The organism is Lachnospira pectinoschiza (assembly GCF_900103815.1).
Classification (GTDB): Bacteria; Bacillota; Clostridia; order Lachnospirales; family Lachnospiraceae; genus Lachnospira; species Lachnospira pectinoschiza_B.
Genome location: NZ_FNHZ01000010.1, coordinates 1 through 26510 on the forward strand (window position 1 = coordinate 1; position 26510 = coordinate 26510).

The window sequence follows — 26510 nt, forward strand, 5'->3', positions numbered from 1 at the left end:
AGAACATTTGTTTGACTACTTTGTAATTTGATTGTATAATATAAGTATAAATCTATCGTATTACTCAGACGGTGTTACTGTAGATATTATTAAACAATACATTCAAGCACAAGGAAAGAAAGATGGCAAATAAGGCAATTAAGTACAGAGTATATCCTACAACTGAACAAGAAGTTATGTTTGCTAAGACCTTCGGCTGTTGTCGTAAGGTCTGGAATCTTATGCTTTCTGATAAGATTGACGGCTACAAAGCTACGGGCAAATTCCCCACTGTGACACCTGCCAAATATAAAAACGATTACCATTATCTTAGGGAAGTAGACAGTCTAGCTCTTGCCAATGTACAAATGAATTTACAGAAAGCCTACAAGAGTTTCTTTGATAAAAAACGTAAAAAGAAAAATGGCTTCCCAAAATTCAAATCTCGTAAAGCTAGAAATAGCTATACCACTAATAATCAAAAAGGTACTGTTGCTATCATAGAGAATAAATATATCAAGCTTCCTAAGATTGGTAAGGTAAAAGCTGTAATTCACAGATTTCCAGAGGAAGACTGGATCATTAAATCAGCTACTGTGTCTAAAGAAAGAGATGGTAGTTTTTATATTTCTATTCTCTTTGAATTTGACAGAATTATTACTAAGGTAACTAAATCAGATAATGTAATTGGATTAGATTATAAATCTGATGGTTTATATATGGATAGTGATGGGAATATAGGTTCTAATCATAAATACTATCGAGAAAATCATAAAAAGCTTGCTAAAGAACAACGTAAACTTTCTCGCAAAGTTGGTTCTAAGAAGAACCAAACTAAATCCAATAACTATCTAAAGCAATTAAAGAAAGTAAACAAAATTCATAGACATATCTCAAATCAAAGATTAGATAATCTACACAAGAAATCTACTGAGATAGCCAATCAGTATGATATAGTATGTGTAGAATCTCTAAATATGAAAAGCATGTCAAATAAGGGCTTTGGTAACGGTAAAGCTACTTTAGATAATGGATATGGAATGTTTTTATCTATGCTTGAGTATAAACTAAATGATAGAGGTAAATACTTTATCAAAATAGATAAGTGGTATCCATCATCACAACTTTGTAGCTGTTGTGGTTCTCGTAAAAAACTTACACTTCAAGAAAGAATCTATAAGTGTAATTGTGGGCTTACAATGGACCGTGACCTAAATGCAGCTATAAACATAAAAAATGAAGGGCTTAGATTGCTTGAAGTAGCCTAAACTCTGATAAATCTTATAGTAGGCTAGGAACTAGCCGAACTTATACGCTTGTGGACACTGTGTAAGACGTTCGTTATCCAATAGGATAGCCTACGCAGTGGTGGTTGAAGCAAGAAGCTCCGACTTCAAATACGAAGTATTAAGTCGGAGTAGTTCACTGTTTCTGTCAACATGTTGCCATCATAAAATGCGTTTTCAAACTGATCTTGATTACAACTCAAAGAAGTAGCATTATTAAAGCCTGCGCGAATTGTTTTAGTTATATCAGCATCGCCAGATCCGGCTAGTTCATCTGAAAAGTAACTGTTTAGCTTTCCACTACTAGTAAGCTCTAGCAAATCAATACTATAACCTACTCCATCACCGAAAGTATATGTGAAAGATCTTGATTCTATCATTATTAGTTTCTTACCATTATTTAGTTCAAGGTTAGAAAATAGGATTTTGATTTCATCTGCGTAAACAATTAAATCTTCAATATCAATGCTATCTACTTTTTCAACACCTGTGTCTGTAATTTTGTAAGAGTTAAAAGTGAGTTTGTTAGCATTTGAGTCAAGGTCTGCTGTAACTAGATAGTCATCTATCTTTTCCCAATACAGGCAACCATCTTTACTATTAATGATTTCTTGTGTACTGATATAGGTTTGCGTTAGTTCATAACATAGTAGCAAATTCACGCACTTAAAATTATTTATGCTGTTTATGGGGATCTTTCTGAGATAATAATGTTGTCACATACGTGCCGACCTCTTTAAGAAAAAGGAGTGTAAGTTACGTGACACATTATTTTAAGTTTTGCCATGTCGGATATATATTTTTAAACAACTCGTCAGATAAATAATATAATTTATCTGACGAGTTTATTTTTCATAGTGTCTTGATTTGCACACGATAGTTAAATTGATTTTTATTTATCATTGTCTTATAATTATCAATATTAATAGAATAAATAACACAGAAAGTGTAAAATATTTTATAAAAATGAGGTACATTTATGGTAGTTAATTTTGAATTTTTGGGAGAAGAAGCCATTGAGAATTTGATTACATGTATGAATTTTAAAATCGATAAGCTTGTGTATTTTGGATATCAAGATACTATAGATGTTCAAAGAGACATTACAGAAAATTTTCTAAAAAAATATTGTGATGTTAAAAATGTGATGTTTGTTGCGTTACCTCATAATAATATGCAGGAAATAATTAAAATTATGAGGAGCGAAATCCAAAAAGAAATAGATAATAAAAATCAAATTTATTTTGATATAACCGGTGGTGAAAGTCTTATTTTAGTTGCATTTGGAATGTTATCAATGGATTATGAAACACCAATGCATATGTATGATATAGAAAATGACAAGCTAATAGAACTTGATGCAAATACAAAAACTAATATTAGTCAAAATGTCGAGAAACGTAAGGTTGCTATGACATTAGATCTTCTGGTAAAAATGCATGGTGGGAAAATAAATACAAATCTTAAAAAAGATATTAAGGGAATTAATGATCAAGATTTTATGGATGATATTGAATTGATTTATCAAACAGCAAAAAACAATTGGTCATATTGGAATCCTTTTTCAGATTTACTTAGAAGTACAATGGTTCCTGTAAATTCTTCTGATTTTTCAGTAAAAAAGAAAACCAGTACAATTATTAAGGCTTTATCAGCTTCTAAATCAAGTCTAAAAAGTATTAAGCAACTAAATAAAATTGTAGATGAACTTGCTTTAAAAGGAATATTGTTAGATGTAAAACATTCAGAAGAAAACTATTCATTTAGATTTAAAAATAAAGAAATTAAGGAGTGCTTGTGGGAAGGTGGAAGTATTTTAGAACTTCACACTTGCTTGAAGGAATCAAAAATAAATAATGAATGTCAGGTAGGGGTTCATTTAGATTGGGATGGAATTATTCATGGTATTCCTGGTCAAGATGTGCTTAATGAAATTGATGTTTTATCTTTGAACGGTAACATTCCTACTTTTATCTCTTGTAAAAGCGGTAAAATGGGTTCACAGCAAGCATTGCACGCTTTGTATGAATTAGAGACTGTAACTAGAAGATTTGGTGGAAAATATGCAAAAAAAGTTTTAGTTACTGCAAAAGGGTTGGGTAATGTTTATATGGAACGTGCTAAAGAAATGGGAATTGAAGTTAGATAATATAATGTTTTGTTATTTAAATCATTATGATTTAAAAAGAAAAATATTCATATATATATAATTAACAACTCGTCAGATAAATTATATTATTTATCTGACGAGTTGTTAAAATATGTTTCAAGTCCTGTCCTAACAAATTCTTGGCAAGCCTTCGCCCTGCAATACATCAAGTATGCGCTTTCCGCCTATCTCAGTTTCAATATATACGCAGGCTTTGTCTTCAGCTTTTTCTTTTACTTCACCGATTACGACTGCATTTTCACCATAGTTAGACTTTCTTATGATTTCAAGGGCTTTTTCTGTCTCTTCCTTTGGAAGAACAACGATACATTTTCCTTCATTACCCATATAAAGGGGATCGAGGCCTAGAAGTCCGCAGAAGTCATGAACTGCGCTGCTTACTGGAATTTTGTTCTCTTCTAGTTTTATATCAAGATTAGAACTTCTTGAAATCTCGGTTAATACGGTTGCAAGGCCGCCTCGAGTTACATCACGCATTGTATGAATTGTAACATTTTCCTTTAAAAGATTGGATACTAAATCGTTTAAAGGCGCGTTATCGCTTTTAATTGAATTGGTGATGTTCATACGGCTAGCAAGAATTGTTGCATGGTGGTCGCCAAGATTTCCAGATAAGAGTACCTGGTCTCCCACCTGTAGATTTGTGGATTTGATATCAAGACCTTCCTTAACAAATCCCACACCGGCAGTATTTATCATGATTCCACCGTTACCATCTATAACCTTTGTATCTCCGGCAACGATTATCACACCAGCCTCTTTTGCTGTTTCTGCCATGGAATGCACAATTTTTTTTAAAGTTTCTGAGTCTGCGCCTTCCTCTATAATAAAGCCGCAAGTTATGTATTTTGGCTTGGCGCCGCGCATAAGCAAGTCATTAACTGTGCCGCAAATACAAAGTCTGCCAATATCGCCGCCCGGATACTCAATAGGCTTTACAACAAAACTATCAGTTGTCATTGCAATCCTAGTTGAACCCTGAATAACAGCGCAATCCTCCAATTCCTTTACTGTTTCATTATCAAATTCTTTTACGAAAATTTCATCTATTAATTCAGAAGTGAAAGCTCCTCCACTTCCGTGAGCCATTGTTATAATCATTTTGTTTTGACCTTTTTTGGTCCGCCTCCTAATCTTTTATGCTTTATTTTTTATGTTTTAGCTTTTTGTGCTTTTGTCTTTAAATCCTAGAGCAAAAATACGTCTCTTTTAATCTCCGTTCTTAAAACTTTGATAGCAGCTTCCTTCAGAAGACACCATGCAGGCGCCCTGCGGTGTTAGCGGGCTACAAAGCTTTTTAAAGAGTGGGCATTCTTTTGAAGAAATTTTACCCATTAAAACCTCAGAACATCGACAAGCCTTGTTAATCTTGTAATCGTCCACTAAGTCAAAGCTTCCGGCATCGTATTTTAAATATTCGTCTCTTAAATAAAGGCCAGAATCTTTGATATTTCCCATTCCACGCCAGATTGCATCGCCTTTTCTAAAATATTTGTTGATGTTTTCTTGCGCCTTTTCATTGCCTTCATCCTTAACGACCGACCTGTAGTAGTTTCCAACTAAAGACTTATTTTCAGCTAGTAACTGCTCCTTATTTATACAAGTTTTTGTAAGGGCGTAGATGCCAACCACCAATTCCTTTGGACTAAAGCCAGTGACTGCCATAGGTATCTGATATTTTTTTGATACCTTTGAAAATGCAACACTGCCGGTAATTACACTAACATGGCCAGGGGCAATAAAGCCGTCAATTTTTGCATCGTTAGCGCAAAGAAAATCTATAGCCTCCGGCATTGTTTTAAGGGCTGTTAGGAATTTTACATTTTTAATATCATTCTTAATAATTGCATCTAGAAGTAAGGTGTAGACTGGAATTGTAGTCTCAAAACCAACACAGGCAAAAATGTAATTTATCTCTGGATTTTCCTTAGCCATGGGAAGGATATCCATTGGAGAGTAGACGTAGTCTACCTTTAAGCCTTTTCCCTTCTCTTCGTTTAGACTAGATTCTTTGCCGGGAATTCTCATCATGTCCCCAAAGCAAACAATGTGAGCGCCCTCTCTTCCAAGCTCTATTAATTTATCAACAAAGGCAGAGGGGCTAACGCACACAGGACAGCCAGGGCCAGAAATCAACTTAATCTTTGGAGATATAATTTTCTTGATTCCTGACTTAGAAATTGCTGCAGTGTGGCTACCGCAAACCTCCATAAGCCTTAATTCTTCACCATCATATTTTTGTAAAAATTCGACATATTTTTTAACATCAATTTCAGCCATTAACTAAGTTCCTCTATTTCTTTGAAAATGTCTAGAATCTCCTCGGCTTCTGATTTAGAAACCTTTTGAATTATGCAACCTGCGTGCACTAAAACGTTATCGCCTATAGAGACATCTACAAGTCCCGTTGCTGCATTAACTAAGTTGCCGTTAAAGTCCACAGTTGCTGTATTATTATCATTAATTTGGGTGATCACACCCGGAATTGCAACACACATATTTCCTCCTTTTTGTAAAATTTGACATTGATTGCCTCAGCTAATTTCCTAGATAAATCTGGCCAAGGGCAATGCCACCATCACCGCAAGGCACCTTCTCATTTAGGTAAACCTTAAAGTCCTCTTTTTCTAGTCTAGTTACTAGAAGTTTAAGCAGCAAGCTGTTATTAAAGCAGCCTCCGGATAGGGCAATGTCAGAACAATTTGTTTTATCGCGCATGGCTATAGCCACGCTAACTAAGGCCTTTGCAAGGGAGTTGTGGAATTCAAAAGCAAGCTCATCCACTCTTGCGCCGGCAATATATAATTTGAATAAATCGGACATAAAGCCCTTACTATCCACTAAAATCTCACCATTGATTTCCTTTACTATTACAGGAATTATGGCTGGATTTAAATTTTCAATTCTCTCAAAATACCTTGTGGCAAGGGCTTCTAGCTTCATTGGAGCCTCGCCCTCGTAGCTATTTTTCTGGCAAATGTTCATAATCACCGCCGCAATATCAAAGAGCCTTCCAACAGAAGAAGACTTGTAAGAATTTATGTGCTCTTTTAGCGCAGCCTTTAAAAGATCAAGACTTGCGGAGTTGATATATTTTTTAAAGCAAGGATGATTAATCAAAAGCTCTTCATCTACTAGCTTTGCATTAATTGCCTGAATCATTGCCACCATGGCAGATTTATCAATATCCACCGTGGCATTGTCTGCCCCAATTAACTCTAAATAGTCAAAATGTCCCAAGCGCTTAAAATCAGTGTCCTTGCAGTACAAGAACTCGCCGCCCCAGATATTTCCATCATTTCCATAGCCCGTGCCATCTAAAACAATGCCAATGCACTCAGATAGTGAATGCTCTGCCATAACCGAGGCCTGATGGGCGTGATGATGCTGAATTTCAAGGGCTTTAGTGCCTGCCTCATTTGCCAAAATCTTGGTATCTTTGTTGGAATAGTAGCCTGGGTGCCTATCCGCTATAAAACTTTCCGGCTTTAGGTCTAGTAGCTTTGTGAAAATCTTTCTAGCCCTGTCCTTTGCCCTCCTTGCCTCATAGTCGTCTAAGTCACCAAAATGGCCACTTAAAGTTACATAGTTTTTTCTTGCTAGAGCAAAGACGGATTTTAAATCTGCCCCTGCTGCGTAGTAATCATTTTTCAAAAATTTATTTATCTTAATTGGGTCAGGAACATAGCCCCTAGCCCTCCTTATAATCTGCGTTATCTCTCTATTATCAAGCTTTGTGACCTTTACAATAGAGTCATCCAATGGATTAATTATCTCTCTTTCATTATATAAGCTTCCGTCAATTTGTCCATTTTTTACAAGATCAAAAATGTCTTTATCCCTTGCAATTATAGGCTCTCCCGCAAGATTTCCACTAGTCATAATTAGACAATCAAATTCCTGCATTAGTAAAATCTGCAAAGGATTTGAAGGAAGCATTGCCCCAAGTCTTATGGCATTGTCATCGATTTCCTCAGATAAGTTGTAGCCAAAACTATCAGTGTCACTGCCAATCTCTTCTCTCTTTCTAACTAGCACAATAGGTCTAGCATTAGATTCAAGAAGCTCTGCTTCTTTTTCTGAAACATAAGCGATTTTCTTTATTGTCTTAACATCAGGAAACATGACTGCAAAGGCCTTTTTCTCACGTGCCTTTACTTGGCGCATTTTCCTAATGGCCTTAACATTTTTTGCATCACAAACAAAGTGGTATCCGCCAATATCCTTGACGGCTAGCACTTTTCCTGCCTTTATTTCTTTCACAGCTTTTGAAAATGCATCTTCCCTTTCAAGTTTATAATCTTCCACTAGGCCATTAATTTCGTTTCTTTTTTTTGCATAAAACTTTAGAATGGGACCACAGTCATGGCAAGCGATAGTTTGAGCGTAATGTCTTATATTTTCAAAAGTCTTATACTCCGTTTCGCAGGCCTCACACATTGGAAAGTCCTTCATGCTAGTGTTTTCCCTGTCGTAGGGAAGCTCATTAATTATGGTAATTCTTGGACCACAAGCCACACAACTAATGAAGGGATAGCGATATCTTCTGTTATTTTTATCAAGAAGTTCGCTCTTGCATTTGTCGCAGGTTGCGTAATCCACGGGGATGAAACGAATGTTATCGTGGATGTTTAGAGAGTTGTTAATAAAAAAATTACGGGGAGGATTTTCATTGCTAGTTTCTGTGCTAATTAAAATATTGTCGACCCTTGAACCTGGCAAAACTGTGTTATTTTTACATAGCTTTGATAGATTTTCTTTAAGGATATCGAGTCCTTTTTTATCATCAAATATTTTAATTAGGACTTGACCACCAATGTTGGATACACTTCCTTTCAGGTTTAGTTTGTTGCCGAGTTCCTCTACATATGGGCGAAAGCCCACACCTTGTACAAGTCCAGTAACATTTAAGCTATAAAGTGTATGCATCAAATCCCTCCCCGTTTATGTTTATGTTTATTCCTCTGCCTTAGCTTTTGCTGCGGCTTCGGCTTTCTGTTTTGCTATTTCAGCGGCCTTAGCTGCTGCGGCAGCCTTTGCCTCTGCTTCTTTTTTAAGCTGTTCCTCGGATTTCTTATAAGTAGCAACGCTCTTTTCAAATTCAGGTGTTTGATAACCTACCACCATCTTTAAACATTTTTTAGGACATTTATCTACGCAAAATCCGCAGGCTACACAGTCAAATCTATCAATTGACCAAGTGGCATTAGCTCTGTCTACGGCAAGGGCATTGCTTGGACATGAACGAACACACATACCACAAGAAATGCAATTGTCGATGTCGATTTCTACATGGCCTCTACTACCCTCTGGGTACTGAATTTCACTAGCTGGATAGCTAGTTGTTACAGGGGGAAGAAATAGATTTTTTAATGCTTGTGTAGCAAATTGTAAAATAGCCATATCTACTCCTTTCTGTATTTGTTGTTTCCAGATTTTGTTAAACTGCCGGCCTTTTGCAAGCCTTTCGGCCGGCGATACATTTTCATTATCAAAATCTTATCTCTCGGTACAACTAATACATGGATCAATTGTAAGTACAAGTAAACCAACATCGGCTAGCTCTGTGTTCTTTAACATCTCGCAAAGGCCTGCAATATTGGCAAATGTAGGAGTCCTTACTCTGATTCTGTCTAGGTATGGAGTGCCATTTGCCTTGGCATAGTAGAAGGCCTCGCCACGTGGCTGCTCCACTCTCATAATAAACTCGCCCTTAGGATTTCCCTTAACTGGAGTGCTAAGTGTCTTGTCTGCTGGAAGCTTTGCAATAGCCTGACGAATAATGTCAATTGACTGGTATAGCTCCTTTAAACGCACATAACATCTAGCATATGAGTCGCAATCATTACTTGTAATTGGCTCAAAATCTATCTTAGAATATCCTGCATATTCTAGCTTTCTTAAATCTACTGCAAGGCCTGAAGCTCTTGCAAATGGACCAACACAGCCAAGTTCGTGAACCTTTTCCTTTGAAAGAATGCCCACGCCCTTAAGTCTTGATTCAACTGTGTAATCATAAAAGAAAGTCTTTTCAATAACTTTAAGTTCCTTTTCAACCTCACTAAGGGTCTCAAGAATTGTTCTTTGCTTATCCTCGTCGATGTCTCTTTTGACACCGCCAATTGTATTTACGGAGAAAATAAGTCTCGCACCTGCAGTAAGTTCATGTAGGTCAAGAATTTTCTCACGAATTCTCCAACACTGATAGAAAAGATTTTCAAAACCAAAACCATCGGCTAATAAACCAAGCCAGAGAAGATGTGAGTGCATTCTGTTAAGCTCAGCCCAGATAGTTCTAAGCATTTTCGCTCTATCAGGGACCTCCACATCCATAATGTGCTCAAGAGTCTCGCAATATCCCATTCCATGCTGGAAACTACAAATACCGCAGGTTCTCTCCACCACATAAGTCATGGTATTAAAATCCTTCTTCTTTACTAAACCTTCCAAACCTCTATGAATAAAGCCGATTGAAGGAATTGCTTCAATTACTCTCTCATCCTCTACAACTAAGTCAAGATGAATTGGCTCAGGAAGTACGGGATGCTGAGGGCCGAAAGGAATAACGCTACGTTTACCCATTGTTTTCTTCCTCCTTCTTCTCTTCTTGTGGTACACCAAGTGGCGCCTCCACGTTTATTCTATAGAGCTTATTGTCAAGATCGTTAGTAATTAACTTGATTTTGACACCGAAGATTTCTTTCATTTCATTTTCATAAAATAGCGCTGCCGGAATAAATTCAGTAATGGAGTGAATCTCTTCCTCTGGCGAAATCACAACCCTTAAAGATAGCGCTTCAAGAGTTTCGTAATTTGAAAATGTATATGTTAAATGAAATTTATCTTCGTAATAGGCTGCGCAGGCTTGGGAAAATCTCAAACCTTCTCGCTTTAATTCAAGACATCTCTCAAGTAAGTCACTTGCTGGAATTTCCTCAATTTTTGAGAGCTGGCGCACTTTGTCGTTAGTCTTTAATTCAACAGTCTCATCCATTATGCAATTCCTCCTTCAAGTTCTCTTTCTAGAGCTTCTGCTCTTTGGTTATAAATTTCGATGCCTTTTAAAATGCCATCAATAATTGATTGTGGTCTTGCTGCGCATCCAGGAACATAGACATCCACAGGAATTGTAGTATCTACGCCGCCTTTGATGTTGTAGCATTCCTTAAATACGCCGCCTGTACAGGCACATACGCCAATTGCAACTACCACCTTAGGGTCTGCCATTTGCTCATATAACTGTTTTACTGTGGCTTCGTTTTGTGCATTTACGCCACCTGTTATTACTAAAATGTCTGCCTGAAGTGGATCACCTGTGTTTATAACGCCAAGTCTTTCTGCGTCATAAACTGGTGTCAGACAGGCTAAAACTTCAATATCACATCCGTTACAGCTAGATCCATCATAGTGGAGAAGCCAAGGTGATTTTAATCCTTTTCCCATGTCAACCTCCATTATTTTATAATCATAAGAATTATTAAGTTAACTCCAGCAGTAAATAAAGTCACTACCCATGTAGTTTTAAGCATTGTCTGCCATTTTACTCTGGCGGAAGCATTATCAATTAATATTTCAAGAAAATATACTAATAACACTACGACTAAGGCAACAACTATGCTGATTGGATTTTCATTTACAATAAAAAGTGATACAACTGCCATTAAAAATACATTTTCATACCACTCAGTTACTGTAAATATAGCTAAATTCTTAGTTCCGATATCTGATGTTATACCCTTTACAATCTCCTGATTTGGATGGTGAGAAGTTGCTAAATCAAATGGTGACTTTCTCATCTTGATTGTAAGGATAAAGACAAAGGCTATGAAAAATCCTGGTAAGTACATAATTGCACTATCTGAACTTTTAGCAATGTCTGCTACGTTAAAGCTGCCTGTTGCAAGGTAGAAGCCAACGCAGGCAAATAATACTGCAGGTTCGTAAATCATCATGGATAAAAGCTCTCTTTGAGCACCGATTGATGCATATGGGGAACTTGTTACAACGCCTGCAAAATAAAGGAAAGTTGCTGCTGTACTCATTACAAAGAAGCACATTAAAATGTCAGTACCTGAAAAGAACATTGCTCCTGTAAGAATCATTAAAACCATGTAAGAAATCAAAAGAAAATTCTGTGATTTTGTTACAGCAGTTTCTCTCTTAGTTAACAATTTTGATACATCATAGAAGGGCTGTAAAAGTGGCGGACCAACTCTTCGCTGCATTCTTGCAGAAATTTTTCTATCTAGTCCATCTAGTAAACCGCCAATTAGTGGAGCTAGAAGGATGTAGCATATGGTAAGAATTATTCTAATCATAAGAACACACCTCCTATTATTCTACACATCATTACAACTATTACTGCTAGAGTAAAAATCTGTGATGGCATCATAAGTTTTCTTGAACCGATAATCTTATGGAAATAGAAATTAGACAACCAAAGGGTCTTTTCATTTCCTAAAGAATCTGTAAAGGCTCTGTTATCGCCTGTGTTTACACCATTCATGTAAGATAACTTAAGATCTTGTGTTTGCTGCTTGCTGCTTAGGTAAGCAAGGAATGGCACTGCAAATACTACAACGATAATGATAATTAATGTAAATAAAACCTGATTTGACAATACATTTTCAGAAGAACCAAACATCTCATTAACTAGTGGGTTAACAAATGTTTCGGAAACTAGTGGGAAGAGAGCACAAAGGGCAATCATAAGGATTGCATGAATTGTAAGAGAAATCATCTCATTCTTCTTTGTTTTATCCTTCACTTGAGCTCCGTTTAAGTGGCTGTGGCTAATAATCTTGCCCATCCACTTAGTCCAGTAAAATGATGTTGTAGCCGAACCAAAAATGATAAAGAATACTAAAACAATATTTCTTACGTCTACTGAAGCCTTAAGTGCTGCCCATTTTGAAATTAACATACCAAATGGAGCAAGGAACATTCCAGCAATTCCAATAAACATAAAGATTGCTAGCTTAGGTAGCATATAAAGTAGACCATGCATATCTTCTACGTCTCTTGAACCAAGGGCATTTTCTGTTGCACCAATGTCCTGGAAAAGAAGAGATTTTGAAATTGCGTGGAACATCATTAAAAAGATTGCTGCCCAAACTGTCTCAGATGTACCAACACCAGCACAGGCCACCATTAGGCCTAGGTTTGATATTGTCGAGAAAGCAAGCACTTTCTTTCCATCTGACTGCGCTATGGCCATGAAGGAGGTTATTAAAAATGTAAAACCACCCACGAAGGCTATCATATTTCCTGTCATTGTGCCTGACATTGCAGGGGACAGTCTAAGTAAAACATATATTCCTGCCTTTACCATTGTTGCTGAGTGAAGCAAGGCTGAACTTGGTGTTGGAGCAACCATGGCGCCAATAAGCCAAGTTGAGAATGGTAACTGTGCAGCTTTTGTTAGTGCTGCAAAGGCAATAAGTGCAACGCAAATTACAGCACATTTCGACTGGATTGTACCCATGGCAACTAAGGTATGAAGATCTACATTTTCATAGGTATATCCAAAATAAACAATTGCAATAGCTAGAGCACAACCGCCAAGAAGGTTCATCCATAATGCTCTAAATGAGTTGTTAACAGCTTCTTCTTCTCTTGTGTAGCCAATAAGAAGGAATGAGCAAATACTTGTCATTTCCCAGAAGAAGTCAATCCAGAGTAGGTTTTCTGATAGAACAAATCCAAACATTGCTCCAAGGAATAAGAAAAGTAGAGCAAAGAAGTAATATCTTCTATCAGTAACGTTACTGTGGTGTGCGCTGTGGTGGTATCCATGCATATACCCCACTGCATAGACTACAATTAAGCTTCCGATAATTCCAACGATTATACACATTAAAATTGAGAGATAATCGATGTAAATGTGACCAACAACTTCGCGTGTTTCAGGTCCGAAGATCTCGTAATAGGCTATAAGAGCTGTTGGACAGATTGATAACAAACTTACCCAGGCCTTTTTATACTTAAAAGACAGATAAGTCACAACGCCCATTAGTACTATTTCAGCCGCTAATATAATGTGATCAACTAACTCAGTGTTATAGTAAAGAGTGATTGTTTCCATCCCTTTGCTAATCCATTGACATACAAGAACCCCAACAGAAACCATAATGACAACAGCTGATAAATAAGCTATGGCATTTCTGATTTTGTTAATTCTAGTACAGTACATTATTATGGCTATAACTAATGGAAAAATAATTAAGAATGGTATTATCGCCATAAGCACCCCCGTAAAATTATTTGACTTAAACATTTGTATTTTTTTGGAAAATGTATTCTATTATGAATACTATTTTTCTATAAGTCAATTCACTCTATATTATATTATTTCTGACAGTCTAATTCAATTATTTCTTGAAAATAAATGACATTTTGGGCTATAGTTAAGGATGGGTGAGAATATAGAGATTTACTTGCTAATTTGTTGCTGTTTTGTGAAATTTATATTGTATTTTTATTGAAGTTATATTGAAGTTACAGTCAAAGATTTATGATAAAAAAGGGGGTTTTATTATGCATGAAATGAGCTATTGCGTTCGTATTGTGGACGAGGCTATTAAAGCCGCAGTAGATAATGATATAAAGGAAGTTTCTGGGGTTTACGTAGAGGTTGGCGAGATGACCGCCTGTGTAAACGAACTTTTATTAAAGGCCTTCTCGAAGGCCAAGCTTAATACTTGCCTTGAAAATGCAACTCTTCATCTCACAAACCAAGAGGTTATCGCCTTTTGTGAGGATTGCCAAAAAGAATTTAAACCAAGTCGTGAAAATAACTACTCCTGTCCAATCTGTAAGGGAATCCACAGTCATATTGTGAAAGGTAGGGACTGTGTAATATTAAGGATTGAAGGGGAGTAAGCTTTTTAAAATGCAATAATGCCAATTTAAGCAAAATAAAACTAGCCAGGGAGTATTGAAATTTCCTTTGGCTAGTTTTTGATATTTATATTGGTTTATATTGGTTGATATTTATATCAAATGATATTTACTTGCTGCTCTTTTCGTTGAACTGCTCAAGTATGGCATCTACCTCTGGATAGCTTCTTTTAAGGGACATTGGCTTGCCTTCTCTATCAAGGAAGCAATGATCTGAGGTACCAACACATCTAACTTCTCCAGTTTTTGAATCTGAAATAGTATATTTAATGGATAATTTGATTCCATTGTACTTTGTCACCTCTAAATCAACATTAACAATGTCGTAATAGTGAGTCATTGTCTTATATTTTGCTGAAACTGAAAGAACTGGACTTATAATTCCCATTTCTTCCATCTTTTCATATCCCATGCCAATCTGTGTTAAAATGTAGGATCTTGCCTCTTCAAACCATCTAATATAATTGCTGTGATGAGCAATTCCCATCTGATCTGTCTCGTAGTACTGCACCTGGTGCTGGTAGGGTTTGATTTCCTTTAAATTTATCATTATACACTTCTCTCCTTTTAGCTAATTTATTTAGTCTTATTAATTTGGAATTATCTTGCCAAATTTAAAAGCCTGTCTTTATTGATAAAATGGACATCTCTCCGTTAGTATCAACGTCATTCTTATTTACAATTCTTTCGTAGCGATTCATCCATTTTGTTGTTATACCACCAAATTTAGCTACATTTTCCTTACTCACATTGCCTTTAAGTAGCATAATCATTGCGATATGGCGAAGGCTCTGCATAGTGAAGGGCTTGATTACAAGCTTTGTGTCGCTCTTTTTGCTTGCCTTTATAGTTTTTGCTTCAGTTTTGGGGCTTGCCTTTACAGTCTCGCTGCCCTCAGTGTTTATCATGTCAATATACTTTAAAAGTAAACGCTCTGTGTCACGCATCTTTATCTGATTGCCTCTGTTATTGTAAAATAGCGGGCCGGCAGTTATTTCATAGTCCTTGATATACTTATCAAGAATTTCTGAAAGGTCTTTATCAAGCTCAAGGATTCGTGTGATCTTTCTGCTAGAATTTCCGCTTGATGTTAGGCTGATGGCTATGTGCTCATCATCCACAAGCAATACATTTTCAAAAGCCAAATGACAAACTTCTGTGTTTGTAAGGCCTAGTTTAAGACATAAGGAAAATATAGTAAAGGCCTTGTAGTCATTACATTCTAAACATTTATTTAAAACCAAGTCAACCTCTTTTAGACTTGGCAAATCCTCTTCTTTTATGGTTTTGTCCTGCTCTGGAAGGCTAAACTCTCTAAAATAATTAGTGTATTCCTCACCATGATTTATTCTGTAATTCTCTATAAAATCGCAAATCGAACGCATTACAGAATATCGCATAACAGCAGTACTGTAGGACAATTTCTCATTGTTGATCTTCTTAATTAAATCTTCGTAAAACTTCTTAGTATCCTCAAGACTTAAGTTGTAGGGATCGTGGCCAACACACTTTGTAAAATGTGCCACAACATTATAGTATTCCTTCCTTGTTCTTGCCTTCAAATTGGTCTCAAAGTAGACCCAAATCTTTTCATTGAATTCTTTGCTTATATCTAAATTTACCCTTTTTATAGGAATCACCTCCGAAATAGTAGTAGTGCTAGTCTAATTTTGTCATACATTGACGACATATGTCAAGCATTTTTAAAATATCAAATCCCTCCACAAAACATAAATCACAACGAAATCTCAAACAAAATAGTAATTAAAAAGAAAAGTGATTTTGAACTGAGTTCAGAGTTTTATATCAATAATATTATTTATAAGTTATCCACAACAAAGCTAGTGTTTATGCACATTTCACCATTTTGGCTGTGAATAAAATTAATTGATTTTATATCGGGAATCAAATATAATAGTAAAAGCGTTTTATTATTTACGTATTATTTAGACGGGGGTAACTTAATGGAACAATATTCAAGAAGATTCATCGAAGAGTTAGCTAACCATATTGATCCGCTTATTATTGATTACTTCAACAAAAAGAAGTCAGTCTATAAAGGTTTCAAAGCTGATAATGTTGCTGAATTAATAGATGAAGCTTTAATGGAACATCTTGAAGGTAAGACCAGTAGAGATGATTTAATTCCCATTATTAATAAAATCAAAAAATCGAGATTACAGAAAAGAGCTCGTTGGTATAAGAATTACATCAACGACATTAACACAATGAGCATTGATGATCCAAAGCATCCACTTGCTAATGATATCCAGATGGCCAAGACTATTGCTATCGATAAGTATGCTGATATTTTCGGAGATAAAGATATTCCAGAAATTATTGAGGATCGTAAAAATGCAGCTACTGAATGGAAGAACGACTCAAACAGTTTACTCATAAACTTCCCTGGAATTTCATCATTTACAGATAAGTCAATTTACAACTCTCTTAAGAATGATGTAATCATAAGTTCATGGAAGTACATCGAGTCAGAACTTGCTGGTAACATTGATTCATATTTGCGTCAGTTCCCAGCGGAGTTAGTTGATAAACCTCTATTCAGTCCTTCATCATTTACATTGATGATGAACGAAGCATCAGAGAATATTTTACAAGAAATTATCACTGATGAAAATGGAACTGAACTTCTAGAGGTTCATGTAAACTCAGGTAAACTTAATCCACCTAAGGCAATGGACACTAACGATTTAAAACTTGTTAATGCTTTCATTTCTAATATCAATATGCAGGAGTTCTCAAGAGAGAAATCTGTAATCGTGGATTTGAATACTTTGGGTAAGGAAGTTGTAAATTATCATGTTGGTAAGAACGTTCTTAATAAAATTTCAAATTCTTGCCGCAAGCTTGTAGAATATAACTTCTTCTACGAGTCAGATGGAAGTAAGATTTTCTTTAACCTTTTCGATAACATTGTTATTAAGGAAGATGCAGAAAGACCTTATGCCATTGCTCAGTTCGGAGAAGTTTTAAGTAATGCCATAATCAAAAAGAAGTTAATTTCTATTACTTCTGCTTCTTATGATGTTTTACAGAATAATCTTTCAAAGATTATCTGCTACGCAATGAAGCAGGAACAGATTGCAAATCAGGAAAACAAACTTGGCGAATACAGCTACACATATTTCCAGAAGATTGTAAGATTTAAGTTGAAGAATAAGAAGAAGAATCTCCAGCTTATCCAAGATAGTCTTCAGGAATTCGTAGACAACAAAATCGCCATTGAAAGCTTCGAGCTTAAGAACGGCGTATTCATTATCAAGTTCCTTCCACTATCAGATGCAGAACTTGAAGATCTTCAGTTTGATAAGAAAGACAAGTTGATTGAGAGTGTTGCTAAGTAGAATTGGTTTTAATGAGATGAGAATTTAATTTAAGTGATTATATGAAGAAGATGCTGCCAGAGGGCAGCATCTTTTTTTGTGGAAGCTGGAAGATGAATATACAACAGAGTATATGTATGAGATAAGCTATGGATATAGTTATGATTTGTTGGTGACATGACTTGCTGCTCTTCTACTCTGCTACTTTTCTTCTTTTCTTGTATTCTTTCATGAGTCCGGGGGACTGTGACTTTTTGGGGGTTGGTTTGCTGCTATAGGCACAGGATTCTGCTTTATTTGTTTTGTGGTAGAAGTTGACTTGATGCTCTTCTATTTTGGTTCGGGGCGATGTGACTTTTTGGGGGTTGGTTTGCCGCTATAGGCACAATACCTCTTCTTTTGAACGCAGTGTAAGCAATCCCCCGCTTCAAAAGCGTAAGCTTTAAGCGGGGGTATAAAGCTTACTAGTGTCAGAAGGGGTTAAAGCCCCTTCTGACAGGTGGCACAAAGTGCCACTGCGTTCATGAGGAAGTAGCGAAGCGGATTCCGAATGTCCGCTTTACTTGAGTTTTTCTTATAAGGAATTGTAAATCTCTGAATATTCGTAAAGGCACATTGTTTTTCAGAGAAATCTTTCTCTTATAAATAATAAGGATTTGAAAATCTCTGAATATACGATGACGTGGCTGATTTTTCAGAGAAAGAACCGGTCGATTTAAATTTAGGATTGGAGATTCTCTGAAAAATAGACCCTTTTAGTTAATGTTCAGAGAAATAACCAGGAAACTATTTTATGCTATTTTTGATTTCTCTGAATATTTCGAATGACCCTTCGTTTTTCAGAGATTTCCCGTTCCTTATTTTTCTTCATCTTTTGATTTCTCTGAATATTTCGAATGACCCTTCGTTTTTCAGAGATTACTAGTCCGCTATTCTTTACTGTTTTTTTTAAGCAGAGCTAAGGCTTTTCTCTAAACTCATTGCTTTATAATTTGGGCTTAGCTTTTTCAAATCAGATTAGCGAACAACAAATTTTACAATCTTACTATCTACATTTTTTCAAAATAACCTGTCTTAAATTCAATTTTTTATAAAAAGTTAGATTTCTTTAGTCTACATTATGTCTACATTTTTTCGAAATTTCCCTTTAAAAAATTCAAAGAAAAATTTTCCGATTCTAAAAATTTCATTTTGAAAAATGCCTTAATTTAGGTGTTTTTTTATACTTTGTCGTCTTTTTCTTAAATTTAACTCGAACAAGTCTTTGTAAAGCCGCATAAATACTGAATTCTAAAAAATCAAATTGTCATTTTTATTTTTGTTAAGTTTATTGAATATAAAATTTACTACGATAATGTCGACAATTTTAGAGTAAATTTTTGTTTTTTTTAAATCGAATGTAGACAATTTCAGAGTAAATTTTTTCTATGTAGACAAAATTAGAGTAATTTTTGATTTTTTTCGCCTTAATTTAAAATATTTTGTATATTATCAGTATATTTTATACTGTAATTAGTATAATTTTTTGTCGTTTTTTTTAGACTTCAAAAATCGGTATGTCTACATTTTTTCGATAAATAGGGCATTTTAGAAATTTTAAAGAAAAATTTCAGGCTAAAAAAAGAAAATTGTAGATAAAATAAGAGTATTTTTGCGATTTTTTGTAAAAATTGCTCTACAAAAAAAATTTTCAAAAAAAACGTAGACAATTTCAGAGTAATTCAAGATAGATGTAGACAATTTTAGAGTAAATCGTCGAAAAAATCGAGACTTTTCCACAATTTGTAGATATTTTACAAGTAAATACTTCAATTTGATAAAACCACAAGATATTGATAAACTCACAATAAAAAAAGGGGGTGAAAGATCTTGGATAAATTTGCTAATATCGGAAAAATTGTTATAGTTCCAGCTCTTGGTATTCAGAAAAACTACTCTGAAACAAGAAGCGTCGAAGTTCCAACTTTAGACTTTACTAATACAAGATGTAGTAATTGTATTAATAAATCAATCATTAACGCATTTCCTAAGTCATCAACTAAATATCAGCAAGCCTGTGATAACTGTAATAGTTGTCCTTACAAGTCTTTCACTAACCAGACCGTGACTGAAACAGTATATCATAATGAGAAAAATCAATTTGGTTACAAGCCAATGCTTAAAGCTAACGGAATTAAGCTTTTACTACTACTCCACTTCTATCATCCAGATAGACATGGAATTATAGAAAACCTTGATGTTTTAGATTTAGCTAAGCAGCTTAATTGTAATCCAAAAACAATATGGAATAACCTCGAACTTCTAACAAGTTATTCATATATTGATTACGTTAAGTCAGATACTGATAAGGTTACAGTAATTATCAATAATTTCGAAAACTACTATCTTCCAGCAAATAAGGGAGGTCGTGGTTTTATTGTGTTATCTAGAGAACTTCTTAACAATTTAATTGCTATTAAGTCTTTAGTTGCGCTTCGAATTTATTTACGTGAGCTCATCAATCTAGATCAGACAAACTATAACGGAATCGTAAGCATTGATTCAGTAAATATCAAGGATATCAAGCGAGGCCTACCAGACTACTGCAAGCCTTGCATTATTAAGAGCTCTCTTGAAACACCAACTGACATTTTCAAAATCAACATCGAGAAGAAGATTATCAAGTTTACAATTAATGAGAAGTTCTTAGCTAAAAAGCAGAAAGAAAACCTTACTAATGAGTATGAGAAAATGTTTACTCAATTTGTAATGGACTTCAATAGAAACATTCCTATCATAAATTCATCTGGTCAGTATGAAAAACGATTTGAGGACTTCTTTAAGGATGAAACTTGTGAATCAGGATTTAAGTTATTGAAATTTAGTCCAAAAGAAATTGAAAATATTTCAAGAATTGCTGTTCATTATTCTTATGATTATGTAATTGATGTAATACAAATTATTTACAAGAGCTATTATTTAACCAATCGTCAAAACGATATAAAAGACGTTGGAGCCTTGATAAATTCAATATTACGATCTCAATTTAATAACAAAAATTTGGCTGCTTAAAACAAGTAGTCTTCTTTTTGTGTCCAGAAATTTTAAAAATTCACTTTCTCGTTTAATTTTTGCTCATTTTTCCTCTAAAAATATTAAATTATCATTTAATTTCCACAATTTTCAGTCATTTTTACCTAGAATTTTGAAATAAATTTAAAAAGTTTTATAAAGAAGTGAGATTTTTATTCTTTTTACTAGAAAGTTTTCGACATTTTTTTGAATGTATTCAACTATTTTTATCAGCTTTTCAACCATAACTTTTAAGCTTTCAACCTACAAAAAAACTATTCGACTTTTAGGAAAATGTATTCAACATCCCTTAAAAGATTTCAACAATTCTCGGTAAAAAAATTCACTTGTGAAAATCGTTGAAAACCGCACCACTACTGTGATTAAAAGAATTAGATTTAGCAATTAATGTTAATAATTAATGTATTGTATTTATGTTTATAAATAGAGTATCTGGAATATATTTATTGATTTATAAATTTGATAAAAAAGAATTTTTAATATCGTTTTAACGATAGAAAATGCTTATAAAGCTACAGGATCTCATTATTTAAGACTCACATTATATATTTTTTCTTGAAAGTATTTAAAATTACAGTATGAATTATAAAAATTTAGGAAGTAAATTTTATTTTGGAGAATTTTCTTCTCTATCATGCTCTTTTTAATTACTGCGATTAATAATTTAAAAGGGCTTGATTTGTTTCTCCAGAAAATAAAATCTACTTCCTGCTCTATTTTTTTTAAAATTTTCTTTTTTGTGTATAAATCCAAATAATTTTTAAAATTATCCACAAATAACTATAGCTTTAATTTGTCCATATAGCGACTTTTTTATTTAAAATGATAAATTTATTAGCTTTTAACAAAAACGTCTATATGAGCAAATTAGAGGTTATTTAAAAGGTCATCCATTCTGCTCTTTAATAATTCGATTCTGAGACGTAAATCTGCATCATTTTTGATGACAGTTTTGTTATTCTTCAAAATATCGAAATTATTTTCAAGTAAATTTAATGCCTGTTCTGTTTTTGCAATTGAAGAAATTCTTTTTAATTCTGAATCTGAAATTGCAGTGTTGCGTTGCTCTTTTTCTTTTTGAGCTTGCTTTAACTTTTCAAGGTTAGTTTCTAATCTAGCTCTTTCCTTTTCAGCCTTATCCTTAGCTTTAGTTATATACTTGAGTTCATCTTCAAGATCTTCTTTGCTCTTTGTTGGCTGAGGAGCGCTATTTATTTCACTAAGCTTGTTTTCTAGAAGTGTAAGTTTTTCATTTTTCTCTTCTAATTCCTTAGAAGCTTGCTGAAGTTTTTCTTGATATTCTCTAGCTTCTGCTTCTTTTTGCTCAGAGAGCTTCTTGATTGACTTGTACTCTTCATTTTCAACCTTACCATTGTTCTTAATAAGATTTAAAATTGACATCTGAGCTTCTTCATCGAGCTTACCAAACTTATCAGCCTGGTTAAGATCAATACCGTTAGAGTTAAGTAATTCACTGAGTTCTGGAATTAACTTCTCGGCTGTAGTATATTTTCTTGCCTGTCTTTCACTGATGTTAAGCTGCTTAGCGATTTCAGCGTTAATATTGCTGATTTCACCCTTTAATTTCTTTGCTTCGTAAAGCTCTTTTAGACGGCTAACTTCCCATCTCTTTACTTCCATTGATGCTTCTCTTACATCATGGTTAGCAGATATAAGCATGATTTCTTCATCAAGTTCGCTTGTTGTCTGCTTTTCAACCTTACAAGGAATACCTGATGGGAAAAGATTGTTATATTCTTTATCTGTCATTGATGAAATAGCATTAAAACGTCTTTCACCAGATACTAATCTATATGTGTTTGTATCTACATCAAATAATACTGATAGATTGTGTCTTAGACCATTTACTAAGATACTTTCTTTTAATGCTTCAATACCATCCTGAGTGTACATTTCATTCTTAGGGTTTGCCTTAATCTGCTCCTTTGGAATGAACTTAAAGTTATATTGATTTCTTGCTTGAAGATCCTTCATCTTCTCCCCAGCGTTGCCTAAATTACCTGATTTGGTTGTTCCTGCGCTAAAACTTTTTTTAGCCATAATTACTTTTCTCCTTTCAAGTATTTTGCAAGTTCTCTATAGTGCTTGTTATCCATTAATCCGAGATAATTTACAAGCTCTATATAATCCTGCGCTGCGCCACATCTCTTATCGTATGTTAAAAGTGGTTCAAATGTTGTATTTGACTCATTTACAGCAATACTATTTCTGATGTATGGTGGAAGGAATTTATCTCCGAACATATTTTCATAAGACTCAAACATCTGCTTAAAGAGTGTTGTTCTTCCAGCTACTCTTGTCATGAAAATACCTGCAAATTCAATATTTAAATTGTACTTTTCGTTTAATTCATCAACTGAATCTATAAGTGACATTAATCCATCATATGAGAAATTATCTACACAGATTGGAGTAATAATCTTATCACTTGCACACATTGCGCATGTTGTTAAATATGATTTAAATGGTGAATTATCGATGATGATATAATCGTATTTCTCTTTAAGAAGTGCTAAATTATGACGTAAATATAATTCAACGTTAGTTTCTTTCATCTTGTCATAAATTACATAGATTAGATTGTTTAATTCTCTTGATGCTGATAATATCGAAATGTTCTCATATTCTGTATCTGTAATATAGTATTCAAGTTCATCAATATTATCCATCTTACTACAAAACAACTGTTCGTAGTTCTCATCTTCTATTCCTTCTGATAAACTAAACATTTTAGTTGTGTTCATCTGAGGATCTAGATCAATTAGAAGAGTCTTATAACCAGAAATTGCTAAAATCTGAGCAATTGTGATAGACGAAGTTGACTTACCAACACCGCCTTTTTCATTAATTAAGCTGATAACTTCAGACATTGTTGACCTCCCTTATTTCATCTAATATTCATTATACATCATATATTTTTTCATTCAAGGAGATTTCATCAAAAAGTACAATAATTTTGAACTGAGTTCAAGATTTTACCCTCATTTTTTGAAAAACAATGGAATTTTATAGAATTTATAGCTTATTTCTACTGCTTTATCATCATGTTTTTACTAATTATTATGAAAATATATCTAGATAGCTGCTAAAAAATGAACTGAGTTCAAACTATATTACAAACTATATTAGATGCTTCAATTTTCAACATTCATCTTTAAATCCTCCTTAAATGCTGTAACAAAGGAAAATTTTGAACTGAGTTCACAATGATTATATCCTACACTTCCAGTTAATCTTTAGGAAGTGAATATTTTATGTTATCTAATAAGTTGAACTCAGTTCATTTTCCTTTTTAACCCTATAAGATCTTGTGATTGTATTTTAAATTCTAACTGGATTAAATTGTGAACTGAGTTCAAAAATAATCCATGTTATTTATATTTATGTAGACTGGATTACGAATCAATTAATGATTAGCAATCAATAAAATTTTCCTATAAAGATTACTGATTCAAAATTGAACTCAGTTCACTTATAATATTATATTTTAACTTTTATCTTAGCGCTATCATTTCCTGGAATGTAAAAGTATTAGATAAGTTATATTAAAAGATATCAATACAGTTTTAGCAATCAACTCCTAATCCAAAACTAATTACCTCGAAGATTTCAAATCTTACTTCAATAAAGTTCTAAATGATCTATATCATAAACAAAACTCGTATAACAATAATTTTGAACTGAGTTCACAATTATAATCTAAAGCCATTATAAAACTACAAATTACAAATTTACTTAAACTATACCAAATCTCATCCTGCACTTCACAATAACAAATCTTAAAATTATATATCTCCATTAGAATATATCTCCAATTTTGAACTGAGTTCACTTCTCATTAAAGAAATGTGAAAATACAGCAATTATCCCGTACTAAACATATATAAACATACGTTCTTTGTTTCACGTGGAACAATAACTCAAGGAATTAGAACTATTTGTGATTTTATTAAATCTTTAGGTGATTTTACATTTTAATCATGATAAAATAATTAATTGTATGACGACGTAAGTAAAAAGCTTTAAATCTTATATTGCAATGATATTAGCAGCTAGTTTTTATTAGAATTATGAGCTTATATAAGAAATCTGTAAGATTTAAGAGCATTTTCTTATAAATCACACGAAACTAAGAATAAGAGGTAGATTTAATGACATTTGAACGTTCTTATAGAATTGGTGTAGAGGATATTGGCTATGAAAATTTAGCCACAAACAAAACAATTTTAGAGATTATGGAAGATATTGCGTCAGTTCACTCAGCTTCTGTGGGCTTTGGCGTTAAGGAAATACAGGATAATAACGCTGCTTGGGCACTACTTGATTGGAAAGTAAAGGTTATTAGAAGACCAGATTATGACGAAGAAATCAAGGCAGTTACTTGGTCTAGAAAGGCTGACAGACTTTTAGCTTATAGAGATTTCAAATTATTCGATAAAGATGAGAATTTAATAGCAATTGGCAGTTCTAGATGGATTTACATGAATCTTGAGAAGCGTAGACCAATGAAGATTACTGCAGATATCATGGATAGATATGAATCAGAGGATGTTTCTGTTTTTGATGAAGAAATTGCCAAGATCGATATCTCAGCTCTTGAAAACAAGCAGGAAATTGCTAGCTTAAACTATAAACTTAGACGTAGAGACATGGATTATAACGGTCATATGCATAATATCAGCTATATTGATATTGCAAATGAAGTCCTTCCGGAAGAATTATATTTTAATAAGCATTTTTCTGATATTAGAGTTGAATACAAGAAGGAAATCCTAAAGGATGACGAGGTTGTGGTAAAGTATTTCCAGGATAATGACAGAGTTTTGATAACTTTTGAGACAGAGAATAAGCTTAATGCAGTTATAGAATATAAAAACTAAAGAAGATTGAAAGAAATAGGCCCTTATGGTATACTCAAATTAACAGAGATAGGTTAATTTAGCATACTTAAGGGCCTTTTTTAATGCTTTTGAACGCAGTGTAAGCAATCCCCCGCTTCAAAAGCGTAAGCTTTAAGCGGGGGTATAAAGCTTACTAGTGTCAGAAGGGGTTAAAGCCCCTTCTGACAGGTGGCACAAAGTGCCACTGCGTTCATGAGGAAGTAGCGAAGCGGATTCCGAATGTCCGCTTTACAAATTAAGTAAAATATATGTCTAATCCTTAGAAAGCTAGATTTCATGCGCTTTTGTTGATTTTGAATTTGTATGATTTTGTATGAATGATGTGAAAAGGTTTTCACATTTTTAAAGTTTTAATGCGTTAAAGCCGCATAAATACTGAATCAATAAATTGTGTAAAATCTAGTTCAAGACAAAAAATCAGTAAATTTTTTCAAAATAAGACAAAAAATCAGTAGTATAATATGAAATCGGTGATATAATAATACTTGTTCGTGAGACAGAAACGAACATTGAAAAAGCACAGAGACATGAAGGTTAATCTCCATATTCCTTCGTGTTTGACTATATTTCTATCCCCTCTACTCATCCCCGGTCCCCCAGGCCGGGGACATTTTTATGTTCTGAAATCAAATCCAAACTAATTAGATTTTTACATTCAATTTTAAAGACAATAATACATTTTTTGGACAACAACAATATATTTTCATAGATAAAAAAGCTTACAAGTATAATATGCATAACAATAAAAGCGAAAGCCTTGATTATAACCTTATGTATAAAGGAATCTTTCCTATATACAAATTATAATCTAGGCTTTCGCTTTTTGAACGCAGTGTAAGCA

The 26510-nt window shown here is 34.0% G+C and carries 21 protein-coding genes; 6 read left to right on the forward strand and 15 right to left on the reverse strand.

The features are described 5' to 3' along the window. Positions 1-122 precede the first annotated feature (122 nt). Complete coding sequence (locus BLQ66_RS11235; protein ID WP_074521355.1) at positions 123-1247, forward strand: RNA-guided endonuclease InsQ/TnpB family protein; 1125 nt, start codon at positions 123-125, stop codon at positions 1245-1247. A gap of 125 nt (positions 1248-1372) precedes the next feature. On the opposite strand, the gene BLQ66_RS11240 is transcribed toward BLQ66_RS11235, so the two are convergent. After that, entirely contained in the window at positions 1373-1921 is a 549-nt protein-coding gene (locus tag BLQ66_RS11240) for a hypothetical protein (RefSeq protein WP_143453012.1), read from the reverse strand. A 323-nt stretch (positions 1922-2244) separates the two neighbouring features. On the opposite strand from BLQ66_RS11240, the gene BLQ66_RS11245 reads away from it, so the two are divergent. After that, entirely contained in the window at positions 2245-3414 is a 1170-nt protein-coding gene (locus BLQ66_RS11245) for a Card1-like endonuclease domain-containing protein (RefSeq protein WP_074522231.1), read from the forward strand. Positions 3415-3543: 129 nt separating this feature from the next. On the opposite strand, the gene hypE is transcribed toward BLQ66_RS11245, so the two are convergent. The 10 genes from hypE to BLQ66_RS11295 all read right to left on the reverse strand — a co-directional run bounded on the left by hypE (position 3544) and on the right by BLQ66_RS11295 (position 13678). Continuing rightward, the gene (gene hypE, locus BLQ66_RS11250) at positions 3544-4536 is read right to left on the reverse strand and encodes a hydrogenase expression/formation protein HypE (protein ID WP_074522232.1); all 993 of its coding nucleotides are present in this window, start codon (positions 4534-4536) and stop codon (positions 3544-3546) included. A gap of 108 nt (positions 4537-4644) precedes the next feature. Next, complete coding sequence (hypD, locus tag BLQ66_RS11255; RefSeq protein WP_074522233.1) at positions 4645-5715, reverse strand: hydrogenase formation protein HypD; 1071 nt, start codon at positions 5713-5715, stop codon at positions 4645-4647. After that, positions 5715-5933 carry a HypC/HybG/HupF family hydrogenase formation chaperone gene (locus tag BLQ66_RS11260; protein WP_027431520.1) on the reverse strand — a complete coding sequence of 73 codons (219 nt, stop codon included), beginning with the start codon at positions 5931-5933 and terminating at the stop codon, positions 5715-5717. The genes hypD and BLQ66_RS11260 overlap by 1 nt, the downstream gene beginning before the upstream one ends. A gap of 40 nt (positions 5934-5973) precedes the next feature. Then, positions 5974-8364 carry a carbamoyltransferase HypF gene (gene hypF / locus BLQ66_RS11265; protein WP_074522234.1) on the reverse strand — a complete coding sequence of 797 codons (2391 nt, stop codon included), beginning with the start codon at positions 8362-8364 and terminating at the stop codon, positions 5974-5976. 27 nt (positions 8365-8391) lie between these two features. Next, positions 8392-8838: a 4Fe-4S binding protein gene (locus BLQ66_RS11270; protein ID WP_074522235.1), complete on the reverse strand. Its 447-nt coding sequence runs from the start codon at positions 8836-8838 to the stop codon at positions 8392-8394. Positions 8839-8934: 96 nt separating this feature from the next. Beyond that, on the reverse strand, positions 8935-10017 hold the full coding sequence (locus tag BLQ66_RS11275) for a hydrogenase large subunit (RefSeq protein WP_074522236.1): 1083 nt from the start codon (positions 10015-10017) through the stop codon (positions 8935-8937). After that, the gene (locus tag BLQ66_RS11280) at positions 10010-10429 is read right to left on the reverse strand and encodes an NADH-quinone oxidoreductase subunit C (protein ID WP_051195430.1); all 420 of its coding nucleotides are present in this window, start codon (positions 10427-10429) and stop codon (positions 10010-10012) included. Before BLQ66_RS11280 ends, BLQ66_RS11275 begins: the two co-directional genes overlap by 8 nt. Continuing rightward, complete coding sequence (locus BLQ66_RS11285; RefSeq protein ID WP_074522237.1) at positions 10429-10878, reverse strand: NADH-quinone oxidoreductase subunit B family protein; 450 nt, start codon at positions 10876-10878, stop codon at positions 10429-10431. The genes BLQ66_RS11280 and BLQ66_RS11285 overlap by 1 nt, the downstream gene beginning before the upstream one ends. 11 nt (positions 10879-10889) lie before the next feature. Next, complete coding sequence (locus BLQ66_RS11290) at positions 10890-11753, reverse strand: NADH-quinone oxidoreductase subunit H (protein WP_074522238.1); 864 nt, start codon at positions 11751-11753, stop codon at positions 10890-10892. Further along, a complete protein-coding gene (locus BLQ66_RS11295; RefSeq protein ID WP_074522239.1) occupies positions 11750-13678 on the reverse strand; it encodes an NADH-quinone oxidoreductase subunit 5 family protein in 1929 nt (642 codons plus the stop codon). Before BLQ66_RS11295 ends, BLQ66_RS11290 begins: the two co-directional genes overlap by 4 nt. 293 nt (positions 13679-13971) lie before the next feature. Between BLQ66_RS11295 and hypA the strand changes: the two genes are divergently transcribed. Next, positions 13972-14316 (forward strand): hydrogenase maturation nickel metallochaperone HypA, encoded by a 345-nt coding sequence (gene hypA / locus BLQ66_RS11300; protein ID WP_074522240.1) that lies wholly within the window; start codon positions 13972-13974, stop codon positions 14314-14316. 127 nt (positions 14317-14443) lie between these two features. On the opposite strand, the gene BLQ66_RS11305 is transcribed toward hypA, so the two are convergent. Continuing rightward, entirely contained in the window at positions 14444-14884 is a 441-nt protein-coding gene (locus BLQ66_RS11305) for an acyl-CoA thioesterase (RefSeq protein WP_074522241.1), read from the reverse strand. 64 nt (positions 14885-14948) lie between these two features. Next, complete coding sequence (locus BLQ66_RS11310; protein WP_083330366.1) at positions 14949-15896, reverse strand: site-specific integrase; 948 nt, start codon at positions 15894-15896, stop codon at positions 14949-14951. Between the two features lie 402 nt (positions 15897-16298). Between BLQ66_RS11310 and BLQ66_RS11315 the strand changes: the two genes are divergently transcribed. Together BLQ66_RS11315 and BLQ66_RS11320 are read left to right on the forward strand one after the other, a co-directional pair. Then, a complete protein-coding gene (locus BLQ66_RS11315) occupies positions 16299-17696 on the forward strand; it encodes a hypothetical protein (protein ID WP_074522242.1) in 1398 nt (465 codons plus the stop codon). Between the two features lie 1848 nt (positions 17697-19544). Continuing rightward, positions 19545-20726, forward strand: a complete 1182-nt coding sequence (locus BLQ66_RS11320) for a hypothetical protein (protein ID WP_083330367.1) — start codon at positions 19545-19547, stop codon at positions 20724-20726. A gap of 888 nt (positions 20727-21614) precedes the next feature. Here the strand turns inward: BLQ66_RS11320 and BLQ66_RS11325 are convergent. Together BLQ66_RS11325 and BLQ66_RS11330 are read right to left on the reverse strand one after the other, a co-directional pair. Beyond that, the gene (locus BLQ66_RS11325; protein ID WP_074522244.1) at positions 21615-22808 is read right to left on the reverse strand and encodes a ParB/RepB/Spo0J family partition protein; all 1194 of its coding nucleotides are present in this window, start codon (positions 22806-22808) and stop codon (positions 21615-21617) included. A 2-nt stretch (positions 22809-22810) separates the two neighbouring features. Continuing rightward, positions 22811-23638: a ParA family protein gene (locus BLQ66_RS11330; RefSeq protein WP_074522245.1), complete on the reverse strand. Its 828-nt coding sequence runs from the start codon at positions 23636-23638 to the stop codon at positions 22811-22813. Positions 23639-24919: 1281 nt separating this feature from the next. Here BLQ66_RS11330 and BLQ66_RS11335 point away from each other — a divergent pair. Beyond that, a complete protein-coding gene (locus tag BLQ66_RS11335) occupies positions 24920-25648 on the forward strand; it encodes an acyl-[acyl-carrier-protein] thioesterase (RefSeq protein WP_074522246.1) in 729 nt (242 codons plus the stop codon). Positions 25649-26510 lie beyond the last annotated feature (862 nt).